The sequence below is a fragment of the Proteus myxofaciens ATCC 19692 genome (assembly GCF_001654855.1).
Lineage (GTDB): Bacteria > Pseudomonadota > Gammaproteobacteria > Enterobacterales > Enterobacteriaceae > Proteus > Proteus myxofaciens.
Genome location: NZ_LXEN01000031.1, coordinates 17,039 through 42,276, shown reverse-complemented (window position 1 = coordinate 42,276; position 25,238 = coordinate 17,039). Strand labels below are relative to the sequence as shown.

Here is a 25,238-nt window from a genome sequence, read left to right as displayed (position 1 = left end):
TTTCCTTTGAGTAATTGAATGAAACTGAGATATAAGTGGTTTTTTGCCGTTGTCATTATTTTTCTATTTGTTGCTCCAATCTGTATTTGGATAGCAAATAAAATATGGCCATTACCCGATCCTGAACCACAAATTGCAACGATTGTGACAGCACAAGACGGTACACCGCTTTGGCGTTTTGCTGATAAACAAGGGGTATGGCGTTATCACGTTAAACTTTCTGATGTTTCTCCTGAATATTTAGATGCGTTACTCACCTATGAAGATCGCTGGTTTTATCAACACCCTGGTGTTAACCCAATGGCGATAATTCGTGCTACATGGCAAGACATTACATCAGGGCGTATTGTTTCTGGTGGAAGTACATTATCTATGCAAGTTGCTCGCCTGATTGATCCTCATTCACGAACGATAGGCGGTAAAATTAAACAGCTTTGGCGCACATTACAGCTTGAATGGTATTACTCAAAAGACGAAATTCTGGAAATCTACCTTAATCGAGCTCCTTATGGTGGTACGTTAGAAGGAATAGGGGCAGCAAGTTGGGCATATCTTGGTAAATCGCCAGCAGATTTATCAGCAGGTGAGGCTGCATTAATGGCGGTATTACCTCAGGCACCAAGCCGTTTACGACCTGATAGATATCCTGATAGGGCACAAGTTGCTAGAGATAAAGTATTAGATAGATTGGCTGACTACCAGATTTGGTCACAAGAAAAAGTCGATGAGATAAAAGAAGAGCAAGTTTTATTAGCGCCAAGACAGACACCACAATTAGCGCCTTTGTTAGCTCGTCGTATGTATAATGAAAAGCGTGCTCCTATTATCACCACAACGATTGATGTAAACATCCAAAGACAACTTGAAGATATCGCTAATCGATGGAAATACCAATTAGCCGATAAAACATCTCTCGCAATTCTGGTTGTTGATCACACTGATATGAGTGTCAAAGGTTATGTAGGTTCTGCGGATTTTAGTGATAATAATCGCTTTGGTCATGTTGATATGATTAGTGCATGGCGCTCTCCTGGCTCAACATTAAAACCTTTTATTTATGGGTTGGCATTAGATGAAGGCCTAATTCATGCTGAATCTTTATTACAAGATGTGCCACGACGTTTTGATAATTATAGACCAGGTAATTTTGATTCAGGATTTAACGGTGCAGTTAGTGCTAGTGAGGCATTAAGTCGTTCACTTAATTTACCCGCAGTGCAACTTATCGAAGTATATGGTGCTAAAAAATTTGCAGCCAAATTGCGTCATAATCATTTAGAACTGCGTTTTCCTTATGGCTCAGAGCCTAATTTGGCTCTGATTTTAGGTGGAACAGCAACACGAATGGATGAGCTAGTCGCTACTTTTAGTGCGCTGGCAAGACAAGGAAAAACCGCGCCATTACGCTTTACACCAGAGCAAACGATTGAAAATCGTGTATTAATGTCACCCGGTGCAGCTTGGATTATTAGGCGAATATTAGCGGGTGAAGCAAGACCTCGCCCTGATAATGCACTTTCACCTATTGCCCCATTAGCATGGAAAACAGGTACTAGCTATGGTTATCGTGACGCTTGGTCTATTGGCGTAAATGCGCGTTATACCATTGGTGTATGGGTTGGGCGACCTGATGGCACACCTGTTGCTGGGCAGTTTGGTTTTGCGACCGCTGTGCCAATTATGAACCAAGTTAATAACTTATTAATGGGTTATCTCTACCAAAATAAGCAATCACCACCAACGGATTTAAGACCAAGTAGCGTTACTACCGCATTAATTTGTTGGCCTACAGGCAAAGCTCTACCAAAAGAAGATACTAATTGTCGTGTAAGTCGACGTAGTTGGATATTAGACAATACTATCCCTCCTACATTAATTAATGCAAGCCAAGAGGGTATTCTTGGAATTAATGAAAAAATATGGCTAGATAAAGACGGAAAACGAACAGGACCTAATTGCCCAAATGCGCAATTAAAAGATATCGCATTATGGCCGATAGCATTAGATGCATGGTTGCCTGAAAAAGAGCGTAGAGCGAAACGATTACCGTCTATTTCATTAACATGTCCACCTATTAAAGAAGATATCATTCCATTGTTTATTTCGGGTGTTCGAGCTGATGATTTACTAAGACCATTACCTGGTGAAACTACGGTTGAACTTGCTGTTTCAACACAAGGCGGAAATGGAACTCAATGGTGGTTTTTAAATGGAGAACAAATAGGTAAGACAGAAAATGGTGAGGTTTTTTCCTATTTATTGGAAAAACGAGGTAAATATCAACTTTCTGTTCTTGATTTAAGTGGGCAAACCGCTATGGTTAACTTTACTTTTCGTTAAAACTATTTAATAAAAATTGATAATTAATCATATTCATCATTAATTAAAGTGATTAATTATCAATATATCGCATAGCTTTTTTTATCTTATTTTTTTACATCTATTGTCATGGAAAGCACAAAAATGTGATTGGCTCGATAATTTATTACTTTTTTGCTACAGTTTTTTAAAAAAAAGAACGTTTTCATCTGTGCAATTAGGTTCTATGCCCCTATAATCGTGCCCTTATTTTTGCAGGAAATGCGGTTTTTGATTCGCTTTTCCATGATCTGCGATAAAAAGAGATAACAAAAAGTTGTCATTAGTGAAACAATTCTGAGGTAAGACATGGCTATTCAGCGTACATTTTCTATTATTAAACCTAATGCTGTGAAAAAAAATGTGATTGGTTCTATCTACCATCGCTTTGAAAGTGCGGGTTTTAGCATCATTGCAGCTAAAATGCTTCATTTAACTCGTGAACAAGTAGAAGGTTTTTATGAAGAGCACAAAGGCCGTCCTTTCTTTGACGGTTTAGTCGAATTCATGACATCTGGCCCTATCATGGTTCAAGTGTTAGAAGGCGAAAATGCAATTCAACGCCACCGTGATTTAATGGGTGCAACAAATCCAGACAACGCGTTAGCAGGTACTTTACGCGCTGATTACGCAGATAGCTTTACTGAAAATGCAGTACACGGTTCAGATTCAGAAGAATCAGCAGCTCGTGAAATTGCTTATTTCTTTACTGAAAATGAAATCTGCGCACGCTAATTAATTAGCATCTCTATACGAAAAACTGTACAATGCGACGCCCTGTTAAAAATAGACAGGGCGTCTTTTATTTTTATAAGTATCCCGTTAACTTATTCGTTAACGCAGGCCGCATAGTGTAACAACGAGGCAATGTCATGACCCAATCTACAACTCCAGCGCTGAGCGCTTCTGTCGCTGTTTCTAAAGAAAATACCGTGAATCAAAAAACTAAAATTAATCTGTTAGATTTAAATCGTAAACAGATGCGTGAACTTTTTGTCTCTATGGGCGAAAAGCCTTTTCGCGCTGATCAAATAATGAAGTGGATGTACCACTACTGTTATGACGATTTTGATCAGATGACAGATATCAATAAAGTATTACGCGCTAAGTTAAAAGAAATTGCTGAAATAAAAGCACCCGAAGTTTCAGAAGAACAACGTTCAACTGATGGCACCATAAAATGGGCGATTAAAGTCGGTGATCAACAAGTTGAAACGGTTTATATTCCTGAAGACGATCGCGCAACATTATGTGTTTCATCACAGGTTGGTTGTGCTTTAGAATGTAAATTCTGTTCTACAGCACAACAAGGCTTTAATCGTAACTTAAAAGTCTCTGAGATTATTGGTCAAGTTTGGCGTGCTGCTAAAATTATCGGCTCTTTAAAAGAAACGGGGCGTCGTCCTATTACTAACGTTGTTATGATGGGAATGGGCGAACCATTACTGAATTTAAATAATGTTATTCCTGCTCTTGAAATTATGATGGATGATTTTGGGTTTGGATTATCCAAACGTCGCGTCACTGTTTCTACATCAGGAGTTGTACCCGCATTAGATAAACTAGCTGATGCAGTTGATGTTGCTTTAGCGATTTCTTTACATGCACCAACGGATGATGTGCGTGATGAAATTGTGCCAATTAATAAGAAATATAATATTGAAATGTTTCTTGAAGGTGTACGTCGTTATATTTCAAAATCGAATGCAAACCAAGGTCGCGTTACAGTTGAATATGTGATGCTAGATCATATTAATGACAGCACAGAACAAGCTCATCAATTAGCAGAATGTTTAAAAGATACGCCGTGTAAAATTAACTTAATCCCATGGAATCCGTTCCCTGGTGCACCTTATGGACGTAGCTCAAATAGCCGTATTGACCGTTTTTCTAAAGTACTAATGGAATATGGTTTTACCACGATTGTTCGTAAAACTCGTGGCGATGATATTGATGCTGCATGTGGACAGTTAGCGGGAGATGTTATTGACCGTACTAAGCGTACACTGAAAAAACGTCAACAAGGTGAACTAATTTCTGTAAAAGCAGTCTGATAAAACTGGTGTTCTCTCTTTATTATCTTTGTGATAATAGAGAGAAAATTAGGGATAAATATCTTTGAGGATATGTCGATGATAAGGATATCATCAGTAGCTATCTTTGGTTTGTTGTTATTAATTTTAGGTTGCCATTCAACAACACATCAAAAATATGTTGCTGTTTCTACACGTTTACAATTAGGTGATGCGTATATAGCACAACAACAATACCTTATTGCACAATACCATTTTCAAAAGGTGTTATCGGTGATGCCGAATAATGTTGATGCAAATTTAGGAATGGCATTAACTTCTCAGTTATTAGGCAATCATCTAAAGGCGTTCGAATATTACAAATTAGCGATGAAGTCGAAGCCAGTAAATGTTAATGTATTAAGACATTATGGTAATTTTCTTTGTGAGCAAAATCGACTAAACGGTAATCGTGCGTTGGTTGAAAATATACCGTCAGAATACTTAGTTTGTCAGCGTAGTGATAGTGATATATCACAGAATTCGCGGTGAAAACGCTAAGGTACTTTGTGCTTTTGCGGATTCATCAATGTTAAACATCCAATAGCCACAGTGCCTAGATTGCTAATGAATACTGAAAACAAAACCGAAGAAGTGAAATTAACAGCTGGTCAACTTTTACGTCAGGCACGTGAAAAGGTAGGGTTAACACAAGAAACTGTTGCTGATAGACTTTGTTTGAAGTTAACGACAGTTCGCGAAATTGAAGCAGACTCTGTTCCCGCCAATATTGCACCAACATTTTTACGCGGTTATATGCGTTCTTATGCAAAACTTGTCGGTCTTCCTGAAAGTGAAATTATTGGTTTAATTAACCAACAGGCGCCTGTTAAACAAGTCAAAATGGCGACAACGCAAAACTATTCATTAGGCAAAAGTCACAAAAAACGTGAAGGCTGGTTAATGAAAATTACTTGGGTAATTTTAATTATTCTTGTTGCGTTAGTCGGTGCTTGGTGGTGGCAAGGTCATCAAGCAGATCAACAAAATCTAGTTTCAATGGCTTCACAAGATGTGGGGCAAAATAATCAACATGAAGACACCAATGAGATAGATTCTCCGCTTTCAACCTTAGATAATACGGATATGTCTGAAGGCGAAAATATACAAGAACCTGCAACATCGTTAGTAGATAATCAGACTCATAAGGCTGGTGAATTATCAACCATTGATACCGCATCGACAGCTGAGGTAAAAACGGTTCCATTACCCGTATCACCGCTGACAACATCAACTACATCTCGTGCTAATGCAGATGAAAATACAACGTCAGATACACCGGCTGTTGCTGATCAACTCGTTATTATGTTCGATGGTGAATGTTGGTTAGAAGTCCGTAATGCTCAAAATAAAGTCGTATTTAACGGTATTAAGAAAGCAGGTGATCGTTTGGAATTTAATGGTGAGCAACCTTATAAACTAAAAATAGGCGCACCTACTGTAACTCGCTTACAGTTTAATGGCGAATCGATTGATCTAAGTCGTTTTACTGGAAAAATAGCAAAAATAACAGTACCGAGCGCTTAATCTGACTACATATTTGAGCAAGCATGGAAGCGTGGGAGAATTAATCAATGCATAAAGAATCACCTATTATTCGTCGTAAATCGAAGCGAATTTATGTTGGTAATGTACCTATTGGCGATGGTGCACCTATCGCAGTTCAATCGATGACGAATACACGAACGACAGACGTAGAAGCGACTGTCCGCCAGATTAAATCTCTGGAACGTGTTGGGGTGGATATTGTTCGTGTTTCTGTACCAACTATGGATGCTGCTGAGGCATTTAAACTTATTAAACAACAAGTTAACGTTCCTTTGGTCGCTGATATTCATTTTGATTATCGTATTGCATTAAAAGTTGCTGAATATGGCGTTGATTGCTTACGTATCAACCCAGGAAATATCGGTAATGAAGAGCGAATTAGACAAGTTGTTGATTGTGCACGTTTTTATAATATCCCAATTCGTATAGGGGTCAATGGAGGCTCTCTTGAAAAAGATATTCAAGAAAAATACGGTGAACCAACACCTGAAGCCCTAGTTGAATCTGCAATGCGTCATGTCGATATCTTAGATAGATTAAACTTTGATACATTTAAAATTAGTGTAAAAGCATCCGATGTTTTCCTTGCTGTTGATTCTTATCGGTTGCTGGCAAAGAAAATTGATCAACCTTTACATCTTGGGATCACCGAAGCGGGTGGCGCAAGGGCAGGATCGGTTAAATCAGCAATTGGTCTTGGGATCTTATTATCAGAAGGTATCGGCGATACATTAAGAATTTCACTTGCAGCAGATCCTGTTGAAGAAGTGAAAGTGGGCTTTGATATTCTAAAATCTTTGCGTATCCGTTCACGTGGCATTAATTTTATTGCGTGTCCAACATGTTCTCGCCAAGAGTTTGATGTTATTGGAACTGTTAATGAGTTAGAGCAACGCCTTGAAGATATTATCACACCAATGGATATTTCTATTATCGGCTGTGTCGTTAATGGGCCTGGCGAAGCAGAAGTTTCAACCTTAGGCGTTACTGGTGCAAAAACGCGCAGCGGTTTCTATGAAGATGGTGTGAGACAAAAAGAACGCCTTGATAACAGCAATATGATTGATTTATTAGAAGCTAAAATTCGCGCTAAAGCCTCAATGCTCGATGACAGCATGCGAATCAACATAAATCAACTGGATAAATAACGATCAACTCACTGGCTCATTTTATAATGAGCCAGTTTTACTTTAGATTTTACGTTGAATACAGATTGAGTTCGCTTCTATAATCATCTTAACTATCAATTAATAACTATTAGAGAAAAAAAGTGGCACAAAAAATCCAAGCCATTCGTGGTATGAACGATTATCTCCCTGCTGATACACGTGTATGGCAGAAAATAGAAAATACGCTAAAACAAATTTTAGCGGGTTATGGTTTTAGTGAAATTAGAACACCTATCGTAGAGCATACCCCTCTATTTCAGCGAGCAATTGGTGAAGTTACCGATGTTGTTGAAAAAGAAATGTATACTTTTACCGATCGTGGTGAAGATTCACAAAGTTTAACGTTACGCCCTGAAAATACAGCTGGTTGTGTACGTGCTGGTATAGAACATGGTTTACTTTATAACCAAGAGCAACGTTTATGGTATTTAGGGCCAATGTTCCGTTACGAACGCCCTCAAAAAGGTCGCTATCGTCAATTCCACCAGTTAGGTGCTGAAGTTTTTGGTTTACAAGGTCCTGATATTGATGCTGAGCTAATTATGCTTACCGCTCGCTGGTGGCGTGCTTTAGGTATTGCCGAGCATGTGACATTAGAATTAAATTCTATCGGTTCACTTGAAGCGCGAGCAAATTACCGTGATGCATTAGTCTCATTTTTAGAGCAACACGTTGATAAGTTAGATGAAGACTGCAAACGTCGTATGTATTCTAACCCATTGCGTGTTTTAGACTCTAAAAATCCTGAAATTCAGACTTTATTGAATGATGCGCCTGAACTTTTCGATTATCTTGATGACGAATCAAGAGCACACTTTGATGGTCTTTGCGCATTATTAGACTCTGTAGGAATCACATACCGTGTCAATCAGCGTTTAGTCAGAGGGTTAGATTACTATAACCGTACTGTTTTTGAGTGGGTGACAAGTGCACTAGGCTCTCAAGGTACAGTTTGTGCTGGTGGTCGCTATGATGGTTTAGTGAAACAATTAGGCGGACACCCAACACCTGCGGTTGGCTTTGCAATGGGTATGGAACGCATGATCTTATTGGTTCAAGCGGTTAATCCAGAATTTGTTGCTGATACGAATGTTGCTGATGTCTATCTTGCCTCTTTTGGCGGTGATGATAGCCAAAGTGCAGCCTTAAAATTAGCTGAAGAAATTCGTGATCAATTACCTACATTGCGTTTAATGACCAACCACGGTAAAGGTAACTTTAAAAAGCAATTAGGGCGCGCTGATAAGCAAGGTGCTAAAATTGCACTTATTTTAGGCGAAGATGAAATTAATACGGGCACTGTTGCAGTTAAAGATTTGCGTTCAGGAGAACAAAAAATCGTTGCTCGTAATGAGCTAGCAGAGCAACTGACGTTGTTATTAAGCTAAGGAGAGAAGTGTGGAAATCTACGGCACTGAAAATGAACAAGTTGATGCAATTAAGCAATTTTTTAAAAGCTATGGTTTAACGATTATTTTGTCTATTGCAGTGGCTTGTGGTGGTCTATATGGTTGGAAATATTGGCAATCACACAAAGAAAATCGCTTACAAGAAAGTGCAACTTCTTTTGCAACAGTCAATGAAGCACTGACAAAACCAACGCCAGAGAGTATTGCGGCTGCTGAAAAATTTGTTACTGACACAAATGATATTTACGGTGTATTAGCATCGCTAGAGCTAGCCCAAGTCGCTATTGAATCTAATGATTTAGTTAATGGTGAACGCCATCTAACGGCTGCTGCTTCAAAAGTTCAGAACGATGCTTTCGCAGATATGCTTAACCTGCGTTTAGCACGTGTTCAACTCGCATTAGATAAAACAGATGCAGCATTGATTTCACTTGAAAAAGTGAAAAATACAGCTTGGAATGGCATGAAAAATTATATCCGTGGTGATGTATTAGCGAAAAAAGGTGATAACACCGGTGCCGCAGCTGCTTATCGTAGTGCTTTAAGTGACGAAAATGCGGGTGCTATTCGTTCACTGGTAGAACTTAAACTCAATAATTTATCCAACTAAAGGGATCTTCAGACATGCAACTGCGTAAAACTCTCCTGGTTGGTCTACTAGCTTCTGTTTTCTTAGCAGGATGTTCTAGTGAACAGGATAATGTGACAATGTCTCCATTGCCTGAGGTGCAGAATCAATTTACACCAAACGTTATTTGGGACAAATCAGTAGGAGATGGTATTGGAAAATATTACTCCCACTTGTCACCAGCATGGGATGGTTCAGTTGTGTATGTCGCTGATCGCCATGGTTTAGTTAAAGCGTTAGATTTAGAAACGGGTAAAGAGCTATGGTCGCAAGATCTTTCTACTAAAAAAGGCTTTTTCTCGTCTAATGAATCCGCATTACTTTCTGGTGGTTTAACTGTTTCAGGAACCCGTGTATTTGTGGGAACTGAAAAAGCAAAAGTTTATGCATTAAATACAGATGATGGCTCTATTGACTGGGAATCAGATGTTGCTGGTGAAGCTATTTCAAGACCTGTTGTGAGTGATGGTTTAGTGCTAATCCACACAAGTAACGGTATGCTTCAAGGTCTTGATTTACTTAACGGTAATATTTCATGGTCAGTAAATCTTGATACGCCATCATTATCTGTTCGCGGTGAGTCAGCACCCGCCGTTGCTTATGGTGCGGCAATTATTGGTGCAGACACAGGTCGTGTAAGTGCGGTTGTGTTATCCCAAGGTCAATTGATTTGGCAACAAAATATCTCACAAATTAAAGGTTCTACAGAAATTAGCCGATTAAATGATGTTGATATTACGCCAGTCATTGATGAAAATACCGTTTATGCGGTGGCTTATAATGGTAATTTAGTCAGCTTAGATATGCGTTCAGGACAAATTCTCTGGAAACGTGATTTAGGTTCAGTCAATGACATGGTTATGTCAGGCGATAATTTGTACCTTGTTGACCAAAATGATCGTGTTTTATCTATTCGTAAATCTGATGGTGTCACATTATGGACACAAGAAGATTTACTGCATCGTAATCTAACAGCACCTGCTATTTATGATGGCTACTTGGTTGTTGGTGATGCAGAAGGTTATCTTCACTGGATTGATACCAGCACTGGCAAATTTATTGCACAAAACAAAGTAAATAGCTCAGGTCTATTAAGTCGCCCTCAAGTTGCTAAAGATAAGCTAATGATCCAAGCTCGTAATGGTAAGTTATATCTTTATAGTCGATAACTAATCGCTAACAACTTTATTTATTTTACGGCTCCTTTAAGGAGCCGTTTCGTCTTTTTAGTAATTACATGTAAAATACAATTAGGATGATGATTGTATTTTTATGAGGCATCAAAAAATGATACCCGTTATTGCCCTTGTAGGGCGCCCTAATGTGGGTAAATCCACATTATTTAATCGACTAACACGCACAAGAGATGCATTGGTAGCTGATTTTCCTGGTTTAACACGAGACCGTAAATATGGTCGCGCAGAGTTAGACGGCGAAGAATTTATTATTATTGATACTGGTGGTATTGATGGCGCTGAAGAGGGTGTAGAAACCCATATGGCATCACAATCATTACAGGCTATTCAAGAAGCGGATATTGTTCTTTTTTTAGTAGATGCTCGTGCAGGATTAATGCCTGCTGACCAAGGCATTGCAAAACATCTTCGTGGTGTTGAGAAAAAAACGTATTTAGTTGCGAATAAAACAGACGGTATTGATATTGATACAGCGTTAGCTGATTTTTACTCTTTAGGCTTAGGGGAAATATTTCCCATCGCGGCTTCTCATGGTAGAGGTGTTGCACAACTTATTGAACAAGCATTATTACCGATTACAGGCAAAGTGATTGAAGAAGAAGTTGAGCTAACTGAAGAAGAAGAAAATGCGGCGTATTGGGCTGCATTTGAAGCAGAACAAGAAGCACAAGAAAGTGAAGAAGAAGATGAATTCGATCCTTCTACATTACCTGTAAAACTAGCTATTGTTGGTCGTCCTAATGTAGGTAAATCAACATTAACTAACCGTATGTTAGGTGAAGAGCGCGTTGTTGTTTATGATATGCCAGGAACAACTCGTGATAGTATTTATATTCCTATGCAACGTGATGATAAAGAATATATTCTTATCGATACAGCAGGTGTGCGTAAACGCGGTAAAGTTAAAGAAACGGTTGAAAAATTCTCTGTTATCAAAACACTACAAGCGATTGAAGATTGTAATGTTGCCTTATTGGTCATTGATGCAAGAGAAGGTATTTCAGATCAAGATCTCTCTTTATTAGGTTATATTCTTAATTCAGGGCGTTCATTAGTTATTGCTGTCAACAAATGGGATGGCATGACACAAGAAGATCGTGAGCAAGTAAAAGCGATGCTTGATCTTAAATTAGGCTTTGTTGATTTTGCACGTGTTCACTTTATTTCTGCATTACATGGTAGTGGTGTTGGTAACTTATTTGAATCTATTCAAGAATCATATATATGTGCAACACGTCGTGTAGGAACGTCAATGCTTACACGTATCATGAAAATGGCAGAAGATGATCACCAACCACCAATGATCCGTGGTCGCCGTGTAAAAATGAAATATGCGCATGCAGGTGGTTACAACCCACCAGTCGTTGTTATTCATGGTAATCAAGTTGTTGATTTACCAGATAGTTATAAGCGCTATCTAATGAATTATTTCCGACGCACATTACAAGTGATGGGAACGCCAATTCGTATTCAATTTAAAGAGGGTGAAAACCCTTATGCTGATAAGAAAAATAAACTCACGCAATCTCAAATGCGTAAGCGTAAACGTTTATTAGCACACTTGAAAAAATCGAAATAGCGCTAAGTAATCTTACAAAAAAATGGCGTTCATGTTGTTATGAACGCCATTTTTATCTTTAGACTTTAGCGATTAGCTAACATTTTCTCTATCATTAGCTGTGAAATGATAGCTTGTTCGCCACTTGTTATTGGCGCGGTGTCATTGTTTACGCAATCAATAAAATGCTCAACAGCCCCAATAAAACCCCGTTGCAATAATATAGAATCCCAACTATTAGGTGATTTTATTGTTGAACTTTGACTATTTTCACTATGCCACGTATTCATGTTAGTTATTTGATGGATAACATCTTGATAAATAGCCGTTAATTGTTCTTGCTGGCTACCTGATTTCCTATGCATTGATGTTGTTACCCAACAATTATTTACTTGTAGATGATGCTCAGCATAAAAAAGACAGTTTTTATCTGTCTCAATAATACTACCGCTGACTAGTTTTGCTTGTGAACCCGCTATCCAAAGTGCTGTATCAACAACATGTAAATAATCATCTAAGAGTGTAAAACGCGTATCGTTAGGCCCGATACTATTACATCGATGTTTTTCAATACGAAGAGAAGATAAACCGGTATTTTGCTGTTTTAACGATTGATAAAAAGGCGCGAATCGTCGATTAAAGCCAACCATGAGCTTTTTCTTTTTCTTTATCGCCAACTCAATTAATGCTTCAGATTGCTGAATATCTTCTGTTAATGGTTTATCAACATAAACATGAATATTTGCATTCAATAAATAGTTGATAACTTCAAAATGACTTGAGGTTGCACTGTGGACAAATATTGCATCACAGTGTTTAGCGAGTGATGCTAAATTATCAAAATAAGGGATACGATAAGAGGAGCAAATTAAGTTGCCTTTTTGTTGATTAGGAGTGAAGGCACCAATAATTTCCCATTGTGTTGCTTTACTCAAAATAGGAAGATAAACTTTTTGTGCAATTGAGCCTAAACCAACAAGTCCAATACGTAATTTTCTCATAATTATCCTCAAGTTTTTCTTTTTACGCAATTATCACTATAAAGTGACTGAAAAAGAATTTATAGCAATGATAAAAAATGCCAACTCATCATTTTTTCATAAAAAATTAATTATAGTTTAAAAAAAATGTTTAAAATAAGAGTGATTCTTATTCGTTTTAATGAGCAGTTTATCTTGAAAAAATATATTCTTATAGCATCAACACTTATTCTTTCATCTTGTGCAACACCTGATAAATGGGAAGCTAAAACAACTAATCCATCACCTTTAGAAATTGCTAAAGAGATGTGCTTACAGCAGGCTAAAGAACGATATCCAGTGATGTTATCATCAAGTCCATCACCTTCGTTTTCACCGATGATTATTAATGGTGTAAGTGTTCCTAATCCAGGAAATGGTCACTCATTTTCATCAGATAGAAATGAATGGGCACGCAAAGACTATTTTAATACGTGTATGAAAGCAGAAGGTTGGGAAAATAAAACCAAAGTAACCGGGTTACTTGGTTTTCTTTTTAACTAAATTTCGCCATTTATCTAACTTTTATTATTTGCGATAATTACATCGCCTTTGAGTCAAAATCAAACTGCGCCTTATCTCCTATCATTTATTTTATGAAATGATGAGCATATAAGGGTAGTTTGATTTGATATTTTTATACCCACTCTTTGCGGATTAAGAAATCACGATAAAGCTTATTCTCAGGAGTATCAGGATCAGGAGAATAATCATATTCCCAGCGAACTAAAGGTGGCATTGACATTAAAATAGACTCAGTACGTCCACCACTTTGTAAACCAAATAAAGTGCCTCTATCCCACACTAAATTAAATTCGACATAGCGTCCACGGCGATATAATTGGAAATTGCGTTCTCTTTCACCCCATTCCATGATTTTGCGCTTTTCAACAATAGGTAGATAAGCTTCAAGAAACCCCTGACCAACATGTTGAACAAAATCAAAGCAATGATCAAAATCAGGTGTATTTAAATCATCAAAGAAAAGACCACCAACACCACGAGGTTCATTACGATGTTTAATATAAAAATAATCGTCGCACCATTTTTTATAACGCACATAATAATCGTCACCAAATGGCTGACAAACTGATTTTGCAACGCGATGCCAATGAATAACATCCTCTTCAAAACCGTAATAAGGTGTTAAATCAAAACCACCGCCAAACCACCAAACAGGGGCTTCACCGTCTTTTTCAGCAATAAAAAAACGAACATTAGCATGAGATGTTGGAATATAAGGGTTGAGAGGGTGAATGACGAGGGAAACACCCATTGCTTGAAATCGGCGCCCACTTAATTCAGGGCGATGTGCAGTGGCTGATTGTGGTAATGTGTCGCCATAAACATGAGAGAAATTAACACCAGCTTGCTCAAATATACCCCCTTTTGTTAATACACGGGTACGACCACCACCACCTTCTTTTCTTTGCCAATTATCTTGCTTAAAGGTTGCCTTTTGGTCTATGTTTTCAAGAGAACGACAAATATTATCTTGTAGTGATAAGAAAAACTCTTTAACACGATGAATGTCAGGTAAACTCATAATAACCTATAATTTTTATCATATTTATTAAAAATAAAGTCTTATCCCCTATGTTCTCACTTTCGAGTTGATTCATAAACCAAACAAGGGATAATAATTCAAGATTTATATGAAAATAACAGGCTAAACCATGGAAATACGTGTATTTCGCCAAGAAGATTTCGAGGCCATCATTACACTCTGGGAACGTTGCGATTTAATTTCGCCTGATAACGATCCGGAAATAGATATTGAAAGAAAGATAAACCATTCACCTGATCTGTTTTTAATTGCAGAAGTATCGGGTGAGATTGTAGGTAGTGCAATGGGCGGATATGATGGACATAGAGGCTCATTATATTATCTCGGTGTTCATCCTGATTTTCGCGGTAGAGGTATTGCTAATGCATTAGTTTCTCGTCTTGAGAAAAAATTAATTGCAAAGGGATGTCCACAAATTAATTTGGTCATACCTGAAGAAAATGACTCAACGATTTTCATGTTTGAAAAACTCATGTATGAAGACCAAAATCAAGAAAATACAATGTATAGTAAACGCTTAATTATCGACCAAGATTTTGATATTTAACAAACAGAATCATCGCTCTTATTTCTATATAAAGCATAAGGGCGATTTTTTGTATTTCTGCCATGCTATTTTTACCTTTTCCTCGCCTGCTTTATTTTTCTGATTAAAAGTCATTCATAAGTTAAATTATTGGCTACAAAAATTGCGAATTAAGGGATTTGTTGAACAAATGGAAATCTTAATGGTCGTAATTAAGCTCTCTTTTTTAGGCCGTTATTAACGAATACGTTATCTATATTTTGCCATAATATAAGCCTATAAAATGATTTAAAATTTGATTTCAATGTGCTATGAAAAAGTGTAATGGAGATATTTATGATGCCGAAGTTTTGGTTACCCTTGTGTTTAAGCGCAAGTGTTTTGCTATTAAGTGGCTGTTCATCCATGGGGGGAATGTCTTTTTCTGCACTAAATCCAATGAATTGGTTTTCTAGCGAACCTCTAGCAATTTCAGCTGATGGCCTTGGTAATATTAATAGCTCAACAAAAATTTCTGAAGATGATATAAAAAATGAGTTAGGGAGTCATTATCACTATCGCCAAGGTATGGAAATGCAAAATGGTGATGTTGTAGTCACAGTTCAAGCGCTAGAAGATAATAAAGTACAAGTTGCTTTTTACGGTAAGGAAAAAGGTAACGTAGAAAAAATTGCTGTTTCTGATGTTAATGCCACCACATCATGGGGTACCAAAGTAGGAATGCCATTTAAAGATATTTATAAAAAAGCCTTTGGTGCCTGTACTAAAGGCCCTAAAGCTGAAGATAAAAAGACAATTCTATGTCAATCACAGCAAGCCAAATCGGTAAGTTATGTGTTTAGTGGTAGATGGGATGGTCCTGATGGTTTAATGCCACCAGATGAGGCCCTATCTAATTGGTCATTAACACAGATTGTTTGGCAAAATAAATAAGTCGTTATATCAAATAAAACGTTTCAATATTGAGTGATGCCAGTTATTAATTAAGCTGGCATTTTTTATGATTTATTTTTATTGTCCTGCAACAGATTGAAAACATTTCAAGTTAGTAACGCATTACTGAATTATTAGCAAACTAGATCACTCTTATTTGTTTGTAATAGCTACTAGTTATATCAAATAACAAAACCTAACTACCCTGTTATAAATAAAGCCGATAAAGTAGCCATTAGATTAAGATTTGCACTTACTGCACTTACACTGATGGGTACTTTTAATGAAAAAAAATAGAATAACCCTTTTGGCAATACAGGCAACTACGGCATTATCTTTAGTTGTCAGTAGCTATGTAGGCGCTGCACAACTATTAAATAGCTCTTATGATATTTCACGGGAGTTATTTACGCAGTTAAATCGTGATTTTAAAACACAGTGGGATGCACAACATCCTGATGACAAAATAACAATTAAACAATCCCATGCAGGCTCATCTAAACAAGCACTTGCTATTTTACAAGGTCTACCTGCTGATGTTGTGACTTATAATCAAGTCACAGATGTTCAAATCCTACACGATAAAGGCAAATTAATTCCTGCTAATTGGCAACAACGCTTGCCTAACAATAGCTCACCTTATTATTCCACAATGGCTTACCTTGTTCGCAAAGGAAATCCTAAAAATATTACATCATGGGAAGATCTTACCCGTGATGACGTTAAAGTCGTATTCCCAAATCCAAAAACATCAGGAAATGGTCGTTATACCTATTTAGCAGCATGGGGTGCATTTGAAAAAGCTTATGGTAGCGATGAAAAAACGCGCGAAGCCATGACTAAGCTACTTAGAAATGTTGAGGTTTTTGATACTGGTGGGCGTGGTGCAACAACGTCTTTTATTGAACGAGGACTCGGTGATGTGCTGATAAGCTTTGAGTCTGAAGTTAATAATATTCGCCAGCAATATGGCGAAGATGACTATCAAGTGATTGTACCTCCTGTTGATATTTTAGCTGAATTTCCTGTGACTTGGGTTGATAAAAACGTTGAGCGTAATGGCTCTGAAACAGTTGCAAAAGAGTACCTTAATTATCTTTATAGCCCAAAAGCGCAACAAACCATGACGCAATTTAATTATCGGGTTAACGATAGCGTGGTAATGGAGCAAAAAGGTAGCCAATTCCCAGAAACTTCACTATTTACCATCGAAGACGTTTTTGGTGATTGGAATAATGTTATGCAAACACATTTTCTAACTAATGGAGTGCTTGATCAGTTATTAGCACAAGGACGTCGATAATGTTTGCCATTACAAGTAAGCGAGTTTTACCCGGATTTGGACTCAGTTTAGGCAGTTCGCTATTTTACACTTGTCTTATATTGCTTTTGCCAATGAGTGCATTAGTTGTTCAATTATCAGATATGAGCTGGACTGAGTATTGGAATGTTATTACGCATCCACAAATAATCGCGGCTTATAAAGTCACCTTATTAGCGGCCGCTGTTGCCAGTGTGTTTAATGCACTTTTTGGTATGTTATTAGCGTGGGTTATTACACGCTACCGGTTTCCAGGTAGGCAGCTTCTTGATGGATTAATGGATTTACCTTTTGCATTACCTACGGCGGTTGCAGGCTTAACTTTAGCCACTTTATTTTCAACACAAGGCTGGTATGGCTTTGTTTTAGATAAATTTGATATCAAAGTTATTAACACTTGGATTGGTATTGCAGTTGCTATGGCTTTTACCAGCTTACCTTTTGTTGTAAGAACAGTTCAGCCTGTTTTAGAAGAATTAGGTCCTGAATATGAAGAAGCAGCACAAACATTAGGGGCAACACGTTGGCAAGCATTCTATAAAGTTGTTTTACCTGAACTTTCTCCTGCATTAATAGCAGGAACGGCGCTTTCTTTTACACGTAGCCTAGGTGAGTTTGGTGCAGTGATTTTTATAGCGGGCAATATTGCATGGCAGACAGAAGTCGTTTCTTTAATGATTTTTGTGCGATTACAAGAATTTGATTATTCCGCAGCAAGTGCCGTTGCTTCCGTTATTTTAATGGTTTCTTTAGTCTTACTGTTTGCAATTAATGGTCTACAAAACCGATTTGGCAAGCGTTTAGGAGGGCATTAATGTCGGATTTAATGTCACAACAAGAGAAGATACATTATCGCTATCCAATTAATTGGGGAAAATGGGGTTTAATTATTACCGCAATAGCACTCTCTTTTCTTTTTTTAGTTGTGCCTATTGGTTGGATTTTTATGACGGCATTTTCAAAAGGAATTTCAGTTTTTACTGAAAATCTATTAGACCCCGATATGTTACATGCTGTTTGGTTAACCGTCTTAATTGCATTAATTACTGTGCCAGTGAACTTACTATTTGGGATCAGCATGGCATGGTTAGTCACTCGTTTTCGTTTTGTAGGACGTCAATTATTAATGACATTAATTGATATTCCTTTTGCTGTTTCACCTGTTGTCGCTGGACTTTTATACCTTCTTTTTTATGGTAGTAATGGTTGGGCTGGGCAATGGTTAGCTGAGTTTGATATTCAGTTGATGTTTTCATGGCCTGGCATGGTGTTAGTTACTGTGTTTGTCACTTGCCCTTTTGTGGTTCGTGAGTTAGTTCCTGTAATGATGAGTCAAGGTAGCCAAGAAGATGAAGCTGCTGTGTTATTAGGGGCAAGTGGTTGGAAAATGTTTTGGCGTGTAACGCTACCAAATATGCGTTGGGCTTTGCTTTATGGCATTATTTTAACCAATGCAAGAGCGATTGGTGAATTTGGTGCGGTATCTGTGGTATCTGGCGCTATTCGAGGTGAAACATATTCTTTGCCATTACAAGTTGAATTACTTCACCAAGATTACAATACCGTTGGTGCTTTTACCGCAGCATCATTACTTGCCTTAATGGCTATCGTTACTTTAATCATTAAAAGCGCATTGCAGTGGCACTTGGCGCGTCAGCAAAACGCAAAGTAGGAGCAAAATATGAGTATTGAAATTAATAAAGTCACAAAATATTTTGATCGCACTGAAGTGTTGCATGATGTCAGCCTTGATATCGCATCAGGTGAAATGGTGGCATTATTAGGGCCGTCAGGCTCAGGAAAAACAACACTTTTACGTATTATTGCAGGATTAGAGAATCAAACCCGTGGAATAATCAGTTTTGCAGGTAATGATGTAAGCCGATTACATGCAAGGGATCGTAAAGTGGGCTTTGTTTTTCAACATTATGCGCTTTTTCGCCATATGACGGTATTTGATAATATTGCTTTTGGATTAACAGTATTACCACGACGTGAACGCCCAATTTCAAAGATAATTCGTAAAAAAGTCGAGCAATTGTTAGAAATGATCCAATTGCCTCATTTAGCTGAACGTTTTCCTGCACAATTATCAGGAGGACAAAAACAACGTGTTGCCTTAGCTAGAGCCTTAGCCGTTGAACCGCAAATCCTATTACTCGATGAGCCTTTTGGTGCACTTGATGCTAAAGTCAGAACAGAATTACGTCGTTGGTTACGAGAATTACATGAAGAGCTCAAATTTACCAGTGTATTTGTGACGCATGATCAACAAGAAGCAATGGAAGTTGCTGATCGTGTTGTGATAATGGGTAATGGCAAAATAGAGCAAGTAGGGACACCACAAGAAGTTTGGCAATCACCTGCAAGTCGCTTTGTATTAGAGTTTTTAGGTGATGTTAATCATTTACAAGGTGAAATTAACGGTGCTCAACTACAAATTGGGGGCTATCACTTACCATTATCGGTAACGCCTCTTCATCAAGGCCGTGTTGATGTTTTTCTAAGACCTTGGGAAATTGCTTTAAGTGCACACACTGATAGTGTTTGTCGTCTACCTATTAAAATCGTAGAAGTTTCGCCAAAAGGGCATTATTGGCAATTAATTTTACAACCTATAGGTTGGAGTGAAACACCACTTACTGCGATTTGGCATGATATGAACTCGTTACCAACTAAAGGGATGACTTATTATATGGGAGGGTCTCAAGCGCGTTTATATTCAGGTGATACACCTCTAAAAACAGTTTCTTTAGCATATACTGCATAAATAGGTTTAGTCATAGTTTCTCATTATTTTTATACCTGTGCTGTTTTCAGCGCGGGTAATTTTTTTTTATCTTATCTACAGATCAAATTATATGAATATGATTGCGTTAATAAGTTAAATATGATTTCTTCATTAATACAGACAAATAAATAAGCAGGGAATTATAGTGGCAGGGTTAGAGCAATTTATAGGTAATACTCCATTAGTCAAATTACAAAGATTAACAAAAGATATCGATGCTGAAATTTGGGTTAAACTTGAAGGTAATAATCCCGCGGGCTCAGTAAAAGACAGAGCTGCATTATCGATGATAGAGCAAGCAGAATTACGAGGCGAAATTAAACCGGGTGATACGCTTATTGAAGCGACAAGTGGTAATACAGGAATAGCGTTAGCAATGATTGCTGCAGTGAAAGGTTATCACTTAAAGTTATTAATGCCTGAAAATATGAGCAAAGAGCGTCAAGCCTCTATGCAAGCTTATGGCGCTGAACTTATTTTAGTCAGCCGAGAGATAGGCATGGAAGGCGCTCGTGATTTGGCGCAAGAGATGGAAAAAAGAGGCGAGGGTAAAGTACTCGACCAATTTAATAATCCTGATAATCCACGTGCACATTTTGTTTCAACGGGGCCTGAAATTTGGCAACAAACACAAGGACGTATTACCCATTTTGTATCGAGTATGGGCACAACAGGAACGATTACGGGTGTGGGTCGTTATTTAAAAATGCAATCAGATTGCGTTAATATTATTGGTCTACAGCCTGAAGAGAAAAGCCAAATTCCGGGAATTCGTCGTTGGTCTCCCGCTTATCTACCTGGTATTTTTGAGAAAGAGCTGGTGGATGAGATCATTGACATGTCTCAAACACAAGCAGAAGAGACAATGCGCCTTTTAGCAAGTCAAGAGGGCATCTTCTGCGGAGTAAGTTCTGGTGGGGCTGTTGCAGGCGCTTTACGCATTGCTAAAACACATCCTGGAGCCGTTATCGTTGCTATTATTTGTGATAGAGGTGATCGCTATTTATCAACAGGCGTATTTGGTTGATAGATATGCAGTCATTATAAAACAAGACAATATAAAAAAGCATAAAAGAATAGCAACGAAAAAAACCGCCACATCAGTGGCGGTTTCTATTTAATAATAAGTGATAAAACTTATTTTTTAATTTGGATAACCACAGTTTCACCAACTGTTACTGGGCCTGTCATTTTTGTTAGACCTTGGATCTCGTCCATATTAGAAATCACAACCGGTGTTAATACCGATTTAGCTTTTTCTTCTAATACAGCCAAGTCAAACTCTAAAATAGTATCACCCGTTTTTACTTTTTGACCTTCTTCAGCGATACGTTTAAAACCTTCACCTTTCAGTTCAACAGTGTCAATACCAAAGTGGACAAATAACTCGATACCGTTGTCAGACTCAATAGAGAACGCATGGTTAGTCTCGAAAATTTTACCGATAGTACCATCTACTGGGGCAACGATTTTGTTACCAGCAGGTTTGATAGCAATACCGTCACCTACAATTTTTTCAGCGAAAACAACATCAGGTACATCTTCGATATTGACGATTTCACCAGAAAGTGGTGCAACAATATCAATCGTGCCACTGCCTTTCTTTTCCTCTGAAACCAGTGATTTTAATTTATCAAACAGACCCATGAATCTTCTCCTAATTATTTTAAATGGGACCGGGCTCTGGCTAATGCGATTAGCACAGTGTTTTTTCTTTAGTAAAAGTTTCTACTAATTCCATTAATTCCTCAGCCGTCGGTTGAGCAAGTGCTTGCTCAGCGAGGTTTTTCGCATCTTCAAAATTCGCATTGCGAATAATTTTCTTAATGCGAGGAATTGAAATGGCACTCATACTAAACTCATCTAATCCCATGCCCAGAAGTAGCAGTGTTGCTCTTTCATCCCCAGCAAGTTCACCACACATTCCAGTCCATTTACCTTCAGCATGTGATGCATCAATCACCTGTTTAATCAAATTCAATACAGCAGGTGACATTGGATTGTATAGATGAGATATCAGCTCATTTCCACGGTCTACAGCCAGAGTATATTGTGTTAGATCGTTAGTCCCAATACTGAAAAAGTCAACTTCTTTAGCCATGTGACGCGCCATAACAGCTGCCGCAGGGGTTTCAACCATCACACCAACTTCAATAGATTCATCAAATGACTTATTCTCTTCACGAAGTTGGCTTTTCAGTATTTCAAGTTCTGCTTTCAATGTACGTACCTCTTCAACAGAGATAATCATTGGAAACATAATGCGCAGTTTACCAAAAGCAGACGCTCTTAAGATAGCACGTAATTGAGCGTGAAGGATCTCTTTACGATCAAGACAAATACGAATTGCACGCCATCCAAGGAAAGGATTCTCTTCTTTTGGCAGATTCATATAAGGTAAATCTTTATCCCCACCGATATCCATAGTACGGATAATGACCGCCGGACTACCTACTGCTTCAGCAACTGCTTTATAAGCTTGGAATTGCTCTTCTTCTGTTGGCAATGAGTCTCTATCCATAAATAAAAACTCAGTACGATAAAGGCCTACACCTTCAGCACCATTACGCTCAGCTCCTGCTACATCACGTACAGTACCAATATTGGCACAAACCTCAACCTGATGACCATCCAGTGAAATTGCTGGTAAGTCTTTCAACTTAGCAAGTTCTTCTTTTTCGTGAAGATAGTCTTCTTTAATTGTTTTTAACTTTTCAAGTTCTTCATCTGAAGGATTAATAATGACTTTGTTATTAATGGCATCAAGAACAAGATAATCATCTTTTTTGATTTGTTTAGTTGCATTAGAAGTACCAACGATAGCTGGGATCTCTAAAGAACGTGCCATGATAGATGTGTGAGAGGTTCTACCACCTAAGTCTGTGATAAAGCCTAACACGTTATCTAAATTCAACTGCGCGGTTTCTGAAGGGGTTAAATCAGTCGCAACTAAAATCACTTCTTCTGAAATAGCGCTTAAGTCGATGATTGTCATACCTAAGATATTTTGCAGTAAACGTTTACCAATATCACGCACGTCTGCGGCACGTTCTTTTAAGTATTCATCATCTAATGCTTCTAGGGCTGTTGCTTGATCTTCAATAACAGATTGCACCGCAGCTTCAGCCGTTTTCTTTTCACCTTTGATAAGTGTAACGATTTCCTGCTCTAATTCTTCATCTTCTAAGAGCATGATATGACCTTCAAAGATTTCGGCTTTATCTGCTCCTAGGTTTTTTTCAGCACGCTCTTTGATAATTTCTAGTTGGTGTGCTGATTTATTCCGACCATCCTTGAAACGTTCAATTTGGGTATCTACTTCTTCGCTTTTAATTTTGCGTTGGCTAATCGTAATAGGTTCTTCTTTAAGAAGAAGTGCTTTACCGAAAGCGATACCTGGTGATGCTAAAATTCCTGAAATCATAATTTATCCTACGACTTGCTGGTGATAATTTTAAAAGAATAGGATCAAAAGATACTACTGTTTTAAAATAATCGACTAAGTGAAAGTTCCCCTGAATATAAGCAGGGGAACAAAACCGTGTTAATGATGAAAAGAGGATTACTCTAATTCAGCCATTAATTTTACCAGATGTTCAACAGCTTCTTTTTCATCTTCGCCTTCAGCTGAGATGGTCACAACAGTACCTTGAGTTAAGCCTAAAGTTTGTAGCTTAAAGAGACTCTTAGCGCTGGCAGATTTACCACCAGAGATGAGGCTGATATCAGAAGAGAAGGTTTTTGCATCTTTTACGAGCTGAGCTGCTGGACGAGTATGTAGGCCGTTTGGTGCTGTAATAGTAACTTCTTGCTGGTACATAGGATTTTTTTCCTTTTATAACTCAAGTATTCACATTAAGTCAGGACTCTCTAAGTGTAGATGATTTTGTCCTGCTTTGCGTAACAATATCAGATAATATTAAGTCATACCGTATCATCTGATAAAAAATCATTCCAGAAAACAGAGCGAATAATATTTTATTGCGATGTTTATTTTCTGATTAATTTCGACCCGCGAAATAATTAGTTGATTAAATACTAAACTCGAAAGAATAAATCACCTATTGACATGACAAAGTTTGATCTCGAGCACAAAAAAACCACAAAAAAAGCACCAATTAGGTGCTTTTGTAATAAATATTTTACAATTGAGCTGACGCGATTTAGCTCTCCGAAATATCAGAAAAAAGTGGTGTACTTAAATAACGTTCACCCGAAGATGGTAAAATAACGACAATTTCTTTGTCAGCAAATTCTGGTTCTTTTGCTAATTTTACAGCAGCCGCTATTGCCGCTCCTGATGAAATGCCCGCTAAGATACCTTCTTTTGTCATAATTTCACGTGCAGTTTCAAAGGATTCTTCATTGGTAATTTGTACAACACGGTCAAGTAAAGATAAATCTAAGTTTTCAGGAATAAAGCCAGCACCAATGCCTTGGATTTTATGTGGGCCTGGTTTTATTTCTTCACCCGCTAATGCTTGTGTGATAACAGGAGAACCTGTTGGTTCAACCGCAACAATAGTAACTGGTTTACCTTGTGTTTTTTTCAAGTAACGAGCTATACCAGTGATAGTCCCACCAGTACCAACGCCTGCAATAACGACATCTACCTTGCCATCAGTATCATTCCAAATTTCAGGTCCTGTTGTTTTTTCATGAATTTCGGGGTTAGCAGGATTGCTGAATTGTTGTAATAAAATATAGCGTTTAGGATCGCTATCACGAATTTCATTCGCTTTATCGATTGCACCTTTCATGCCTTTAGCACCTTCTGTTAGTACTAAATTAGCGCCTAAGGCTTTCAATAACTTACGTCGCTCAATACTCATAGTGTCAGGCATGGTTAGCGTTAATTTATAACCGCGAGCAGCGGCAACGTAGGCTAATGCAATACCGGTGTTACCGCTAGTTGGTTCAACAAGCTCAACACCTGGTTTCAGGATACCTTTTTTTTCTGCATCCCAAATCATGTTTGCACCGATACGGCATTTGACACTAAAGCTTGGGTTACGAGATTCTACTTTAGCCAGAATATTTCCATTTCCGAAATGTTTTAAACGGATAAGAGGTGTATGGCCGATAGTTTGCGAGTTATCTTCGAAAATTTTGCTCATTTTTATCCTCGGTACATCATTTTTAT

24 protein-coding genes are annotated in these 25,238 nt (G+C 37.9%); 18 read left to right on the top strand and 6 right to left on the bottom strand.

Annotated features, from left to right (window positions below; all coding sequences use genetic code 11):
• The first annotated feature begins 18 nt into the window (after positions 1-18).
• The 10 genes from pbpC (at position 19) to der (ending at position 11,959) form a co-directional block, all read left to right on the top strand.
• Positions 19-2,340, top strand: a complete 2,322-nt coding sequence (gene pbpC, locus M983_RS03490) for a peptidoglycan glycosyltransferase PbpC (RefSeq protein ID WP_066747089.1) — start codon at positions 19-21, stop codon at positions 2,338-2,340.
• Between the two features lie 327 nt (positions 2,341-2,667).
• Positions 2,668-3,093, top strand: coding sequence for a nucleoside-diphosphate kinase (ndk, locus tag M983_RS03485; RefSeq protein WP_066747083.1), 426 nt, complete (start codon positions 2,668-2,670; stop codon positions 3,091-3,093).
• Between the two features lie 137 nt (positions 3,094-3,230).
• Positions 3,231-4,412, top strand: a complete 1,182-nt coding sequence (rlmN, locus tag M983_RS03480; RefSeq protein WP_066747080.1) for a dual-specificity RNA methyltransferase RlmN — start codon at positions 3,231-3,233, stop codon at positions 4,410-4,412.
• Between the two features lie 78 nt (positions 4,413-4,490).
• A complete protein-coding gene (locus tag M983_RS03475; protein ID WP_066747077.1) occupies positions 4,491-4,922 on the top strand; it encodes a hypothetical protein in 432 nt (143 codons plus the stop codon).
• A 75-nt stretch (positions 4,923-4,997) separates the two neighbouring features.
• Positions 4,998-5,957, top strand: coding sequence for a cytoskeleton protein RodZ (rodZ, locus tag M983_RS03470; protein ID WP_066747074.1), 960 nt, complete (start codon positions 4,998-5,000; stop codon positions 5,955-5,957).
• 47 nt (positions 5,958-6,004) lie between these two features.
• A complete protein-coding gene (gene ispG, locus M983_RS03465; RefSeq protein WP_066747072.1) occupies positions 6,005-7,126 on the top strand; it encodes a flavodoxin-dependent (E)-4-hydroxy-3-methylbut-2-enyl-diphosphate synthase in 1,122 nt (373 codons plus the stop codon).
• Between the two features lie 122 nt (positions 7,127-7,248).
• Positions 7,249-8,535 (top strand): histidine--tRNA ligase, encoded by a 1,287-nt coding sequence (hisS, locus tag M983_RS03460; protein WP_066747069.1) that lies wholly within the window; start codon positions 7,249-7,251, stop codon positions 8,533-8,535.
• Between the two features lie 10 nt (positions 8,536-8,545).
• Positions 8,546-9,166, top strand: a complete 621-nt coding sequence (locus M983_RS03455) for a YfgM family protein (RefSeq protein ID WP_066747066.1) — start codon at positions 8,546-8,548, stop codon at positions 9,164-9,166.
• 14 nt (positions 9,167-9,180) lie between these two features.
• Entirely contained in the window at positions 9,181-10,353 is a 1,173-nt protein-coding gene (bamB, locus tag M983_RS03450; RefSeq protein ID WP_066747063.1) for an outer membrane protein assembly factor BamB, read from the top strand.
• 118 nt (positions 10,354-10,471) lie between these two features.
• Positions 10,472-11,959 (top strand): ribosome biogenesis GTPase Der, encoded by a 1,488-nt coding sequence (gene der / locus M983_RS03445; protein ID WP_066747060.1) that lies wholly within the window; start codon positions 10,472-10,474, stop codon positions 11,957-11,959.
• A 65-nt stretch (positions 11,960-12,024) separates the two neighbouring features.
• Here the strand turns inward: der and M983_RS03440 are convergent, their stop codons facing one another.
• The gene (locus M983_RS03440) at positions 12,025-12,939 is read right to left on the bottom strand and encodes a Gfo/Idh/MocA family protein (RefSeq protein WP_066747057.1); all 915 of its coding nucleotides are present in this window, start codon (positions 12,937-12,939) and stop codon (positions 12,025-12,027) included.
• A 174-nt stretch (positions 12,940-13,113) separates the two neighbouring features.
• Between M983_RS03440 and M983_RS03435 the strand changes: the two genes are divergently transcribed.
• Complete coding sequence (locus M983_RS03435) at positions 13,114-13,461, top strand: hypothetical protein (protein WP_066747255.1); 348 nt, start codon at positions 13,114-13,116, stop codon at positions 13,459-13,461.
• Positions 13,462-13,594: 133 nt separating this feature from the next.
• On the opposite strand, the gene hemF is transcribed toward M983_RS03435, so the two are convergent.
• The gene (gene hemF, locus M983_RS03430; protein ID WP_066747054.1) at positions 13,595-14,503 is read right to left on the bottom strand and encodes an oxygen-dependent coproporphyrinogen oxidase; all 909 of its coding nucleotides are present in this window, start codon (positions 14,501-14,503) and stop codon (positions 13,595-13,597) included.
• A gap of 130 nt (positions 14,504-14,633) precedes the next feature.
• On the opposite strand from hemF, the gene M983_RS03425 reads away from it, so the two are divergent.
• The 7 genes from M983_RS03425 to cysM all read left to right on the top strand — a co-directional run bounded on the left by M983_RS03425 (position 14,634) and on the right by cysM (position 21,122).
• Positions 14,634-15,071: a GNAT family acetyltransferase gene (locus tag M983_RS03425; protein ID WP_066747051.1), complete on the top strand. Its 438-nt coding sequence runs from the start codon at positions 14,634-14,636 to the stop codon at positions 15,069-15,071.
• A gap of 315 nt (positions 15,072-15,386) precedes the next feature.
• Positions 15,387-15,983, top strand: a complete 597-nt coding sequence (locus tag M983_RS03420) for an RpoE-regulated lipoprotein (protein WP_245684003.1) — start codon at positions 15,387-15,389, stop codon at positions 15,981-15,983.
• Between the two features lie 283 nt (positions 15,984-16,266).
• Positions 16,267-17,286: a thiosulfate ABC transporter substrate-binding protein CysP gene (cysP, locus tag M983_RS03415; protein ID WP_066747049.1), complete on the top strand. Its 1,020-nt coding sequence runs from the start codon at positions 16,267-16,269 to the stop codon at positions 17,284-17,286.
• Positions 17,286-18,119: a sulfate/thiosulfate ABC transporter permease CysT gene (gene cysT / locus M983_RS03410; protein ID WP_066747046.1), complete on the top strand. Its 834-nt coding sequence runs from the start codon at positions 17,286-17,288 to the stop codon at positions 18,117-18,119. Before cysP ends, cysT begins: the two co-directional genes overlap by 1 nt.
• 11 nt (positions 18,120-18,130) lie before the next feature.
• Positions 18,131-18,976, top strand: coding sequence for a sulfate/thiosulfate ABC transporter permease CysW (gene cysW / locus M983_RS03405; protein ID WP_425415163.1), 846 nt, complete (start codon positions 18,131-18,133; stop codon positions 18,974-18,976).
• Positions 18,977-18,985: 9 nt separating this feature from the next.
• On the top strand, positions 18,986-20,074 hold the full coding sequence (gene cysA, locus M983_RS03400; protein ID WP_066747042.1) for a sulfate/thiosulfate ABC transporter ATP-binding protein CysA: 1,089 nt from the start codon (positions 18,986-18,988) through the stop codon (positions 20,072-20,074).
• 166 nt (positions 20,075-20,240) lie between these two features.
• Complete coding sequence (gene cysM, locus M983_RS03395; RefSeq protein WP_066747040.1) at positions 20,241-21,122, top strand: cysteine synthase CysM; 882 nt, start codon at positions 20,241-20,243, stop codon at positions 21,120-21,122.
• Positions 21,123-21,232: 110 nt separating this feature from the next.
• On the opposite strand, the gene crr is transcribed toward cysM, so the two are convergent.
• The 4 genes from crr to cysK all read right to left on the bottom strand — a co-directional run bounded on the left by crr (position 21,233) and on the right by cysK (position 25,212).
• A complete protein-coding gene (gene crr, locus M983_RS03390) occupies positions 21,233-21,742 on the bottom strand; it encodes a PTS glucose transporter subunit IIA (RefSeq protein WP_066747037.1) in 510 nt (169 codons plus the stop codon).
• Positions 21,743-21,791: 49 nt separating this feature from the next.
• Entirely contained in the window at positions 21,792-23,519 is a 1,728-nt protein-coding gene (ptsI, locus tag M983_RS03385; RefSeq protein ID WP_066747034.1) for a phosphoenolpyruvate-protein phosphotransferase PtsI, read from the bottom strand.
• 138 nt (positions 23,520-23,657) lie between these two features.
• A complete protein-coding gene (ptsH, locus tag M983_RS03380; RefSeq protein ID WP_066747031.1) occupies positions 23,658-23,915 on the bottom strand; it encodes a phosphocarrier protein Hpr in 258 nt (85 codons plus the stop codon).
• Positions 23,916-24,258: 343 nt separating this feature from the next.
• Entirely contained in the window at positions 24,259-25,212 is a 954-nt protein-coding gene (gene cysK, locus M983_RS03375; RefSeq protein ID WP_066747029.1) for a cysteine synthase A, read from the bottom strand.
• Positions 25,213-25,238: the final 26 nt, after the last annotated feature.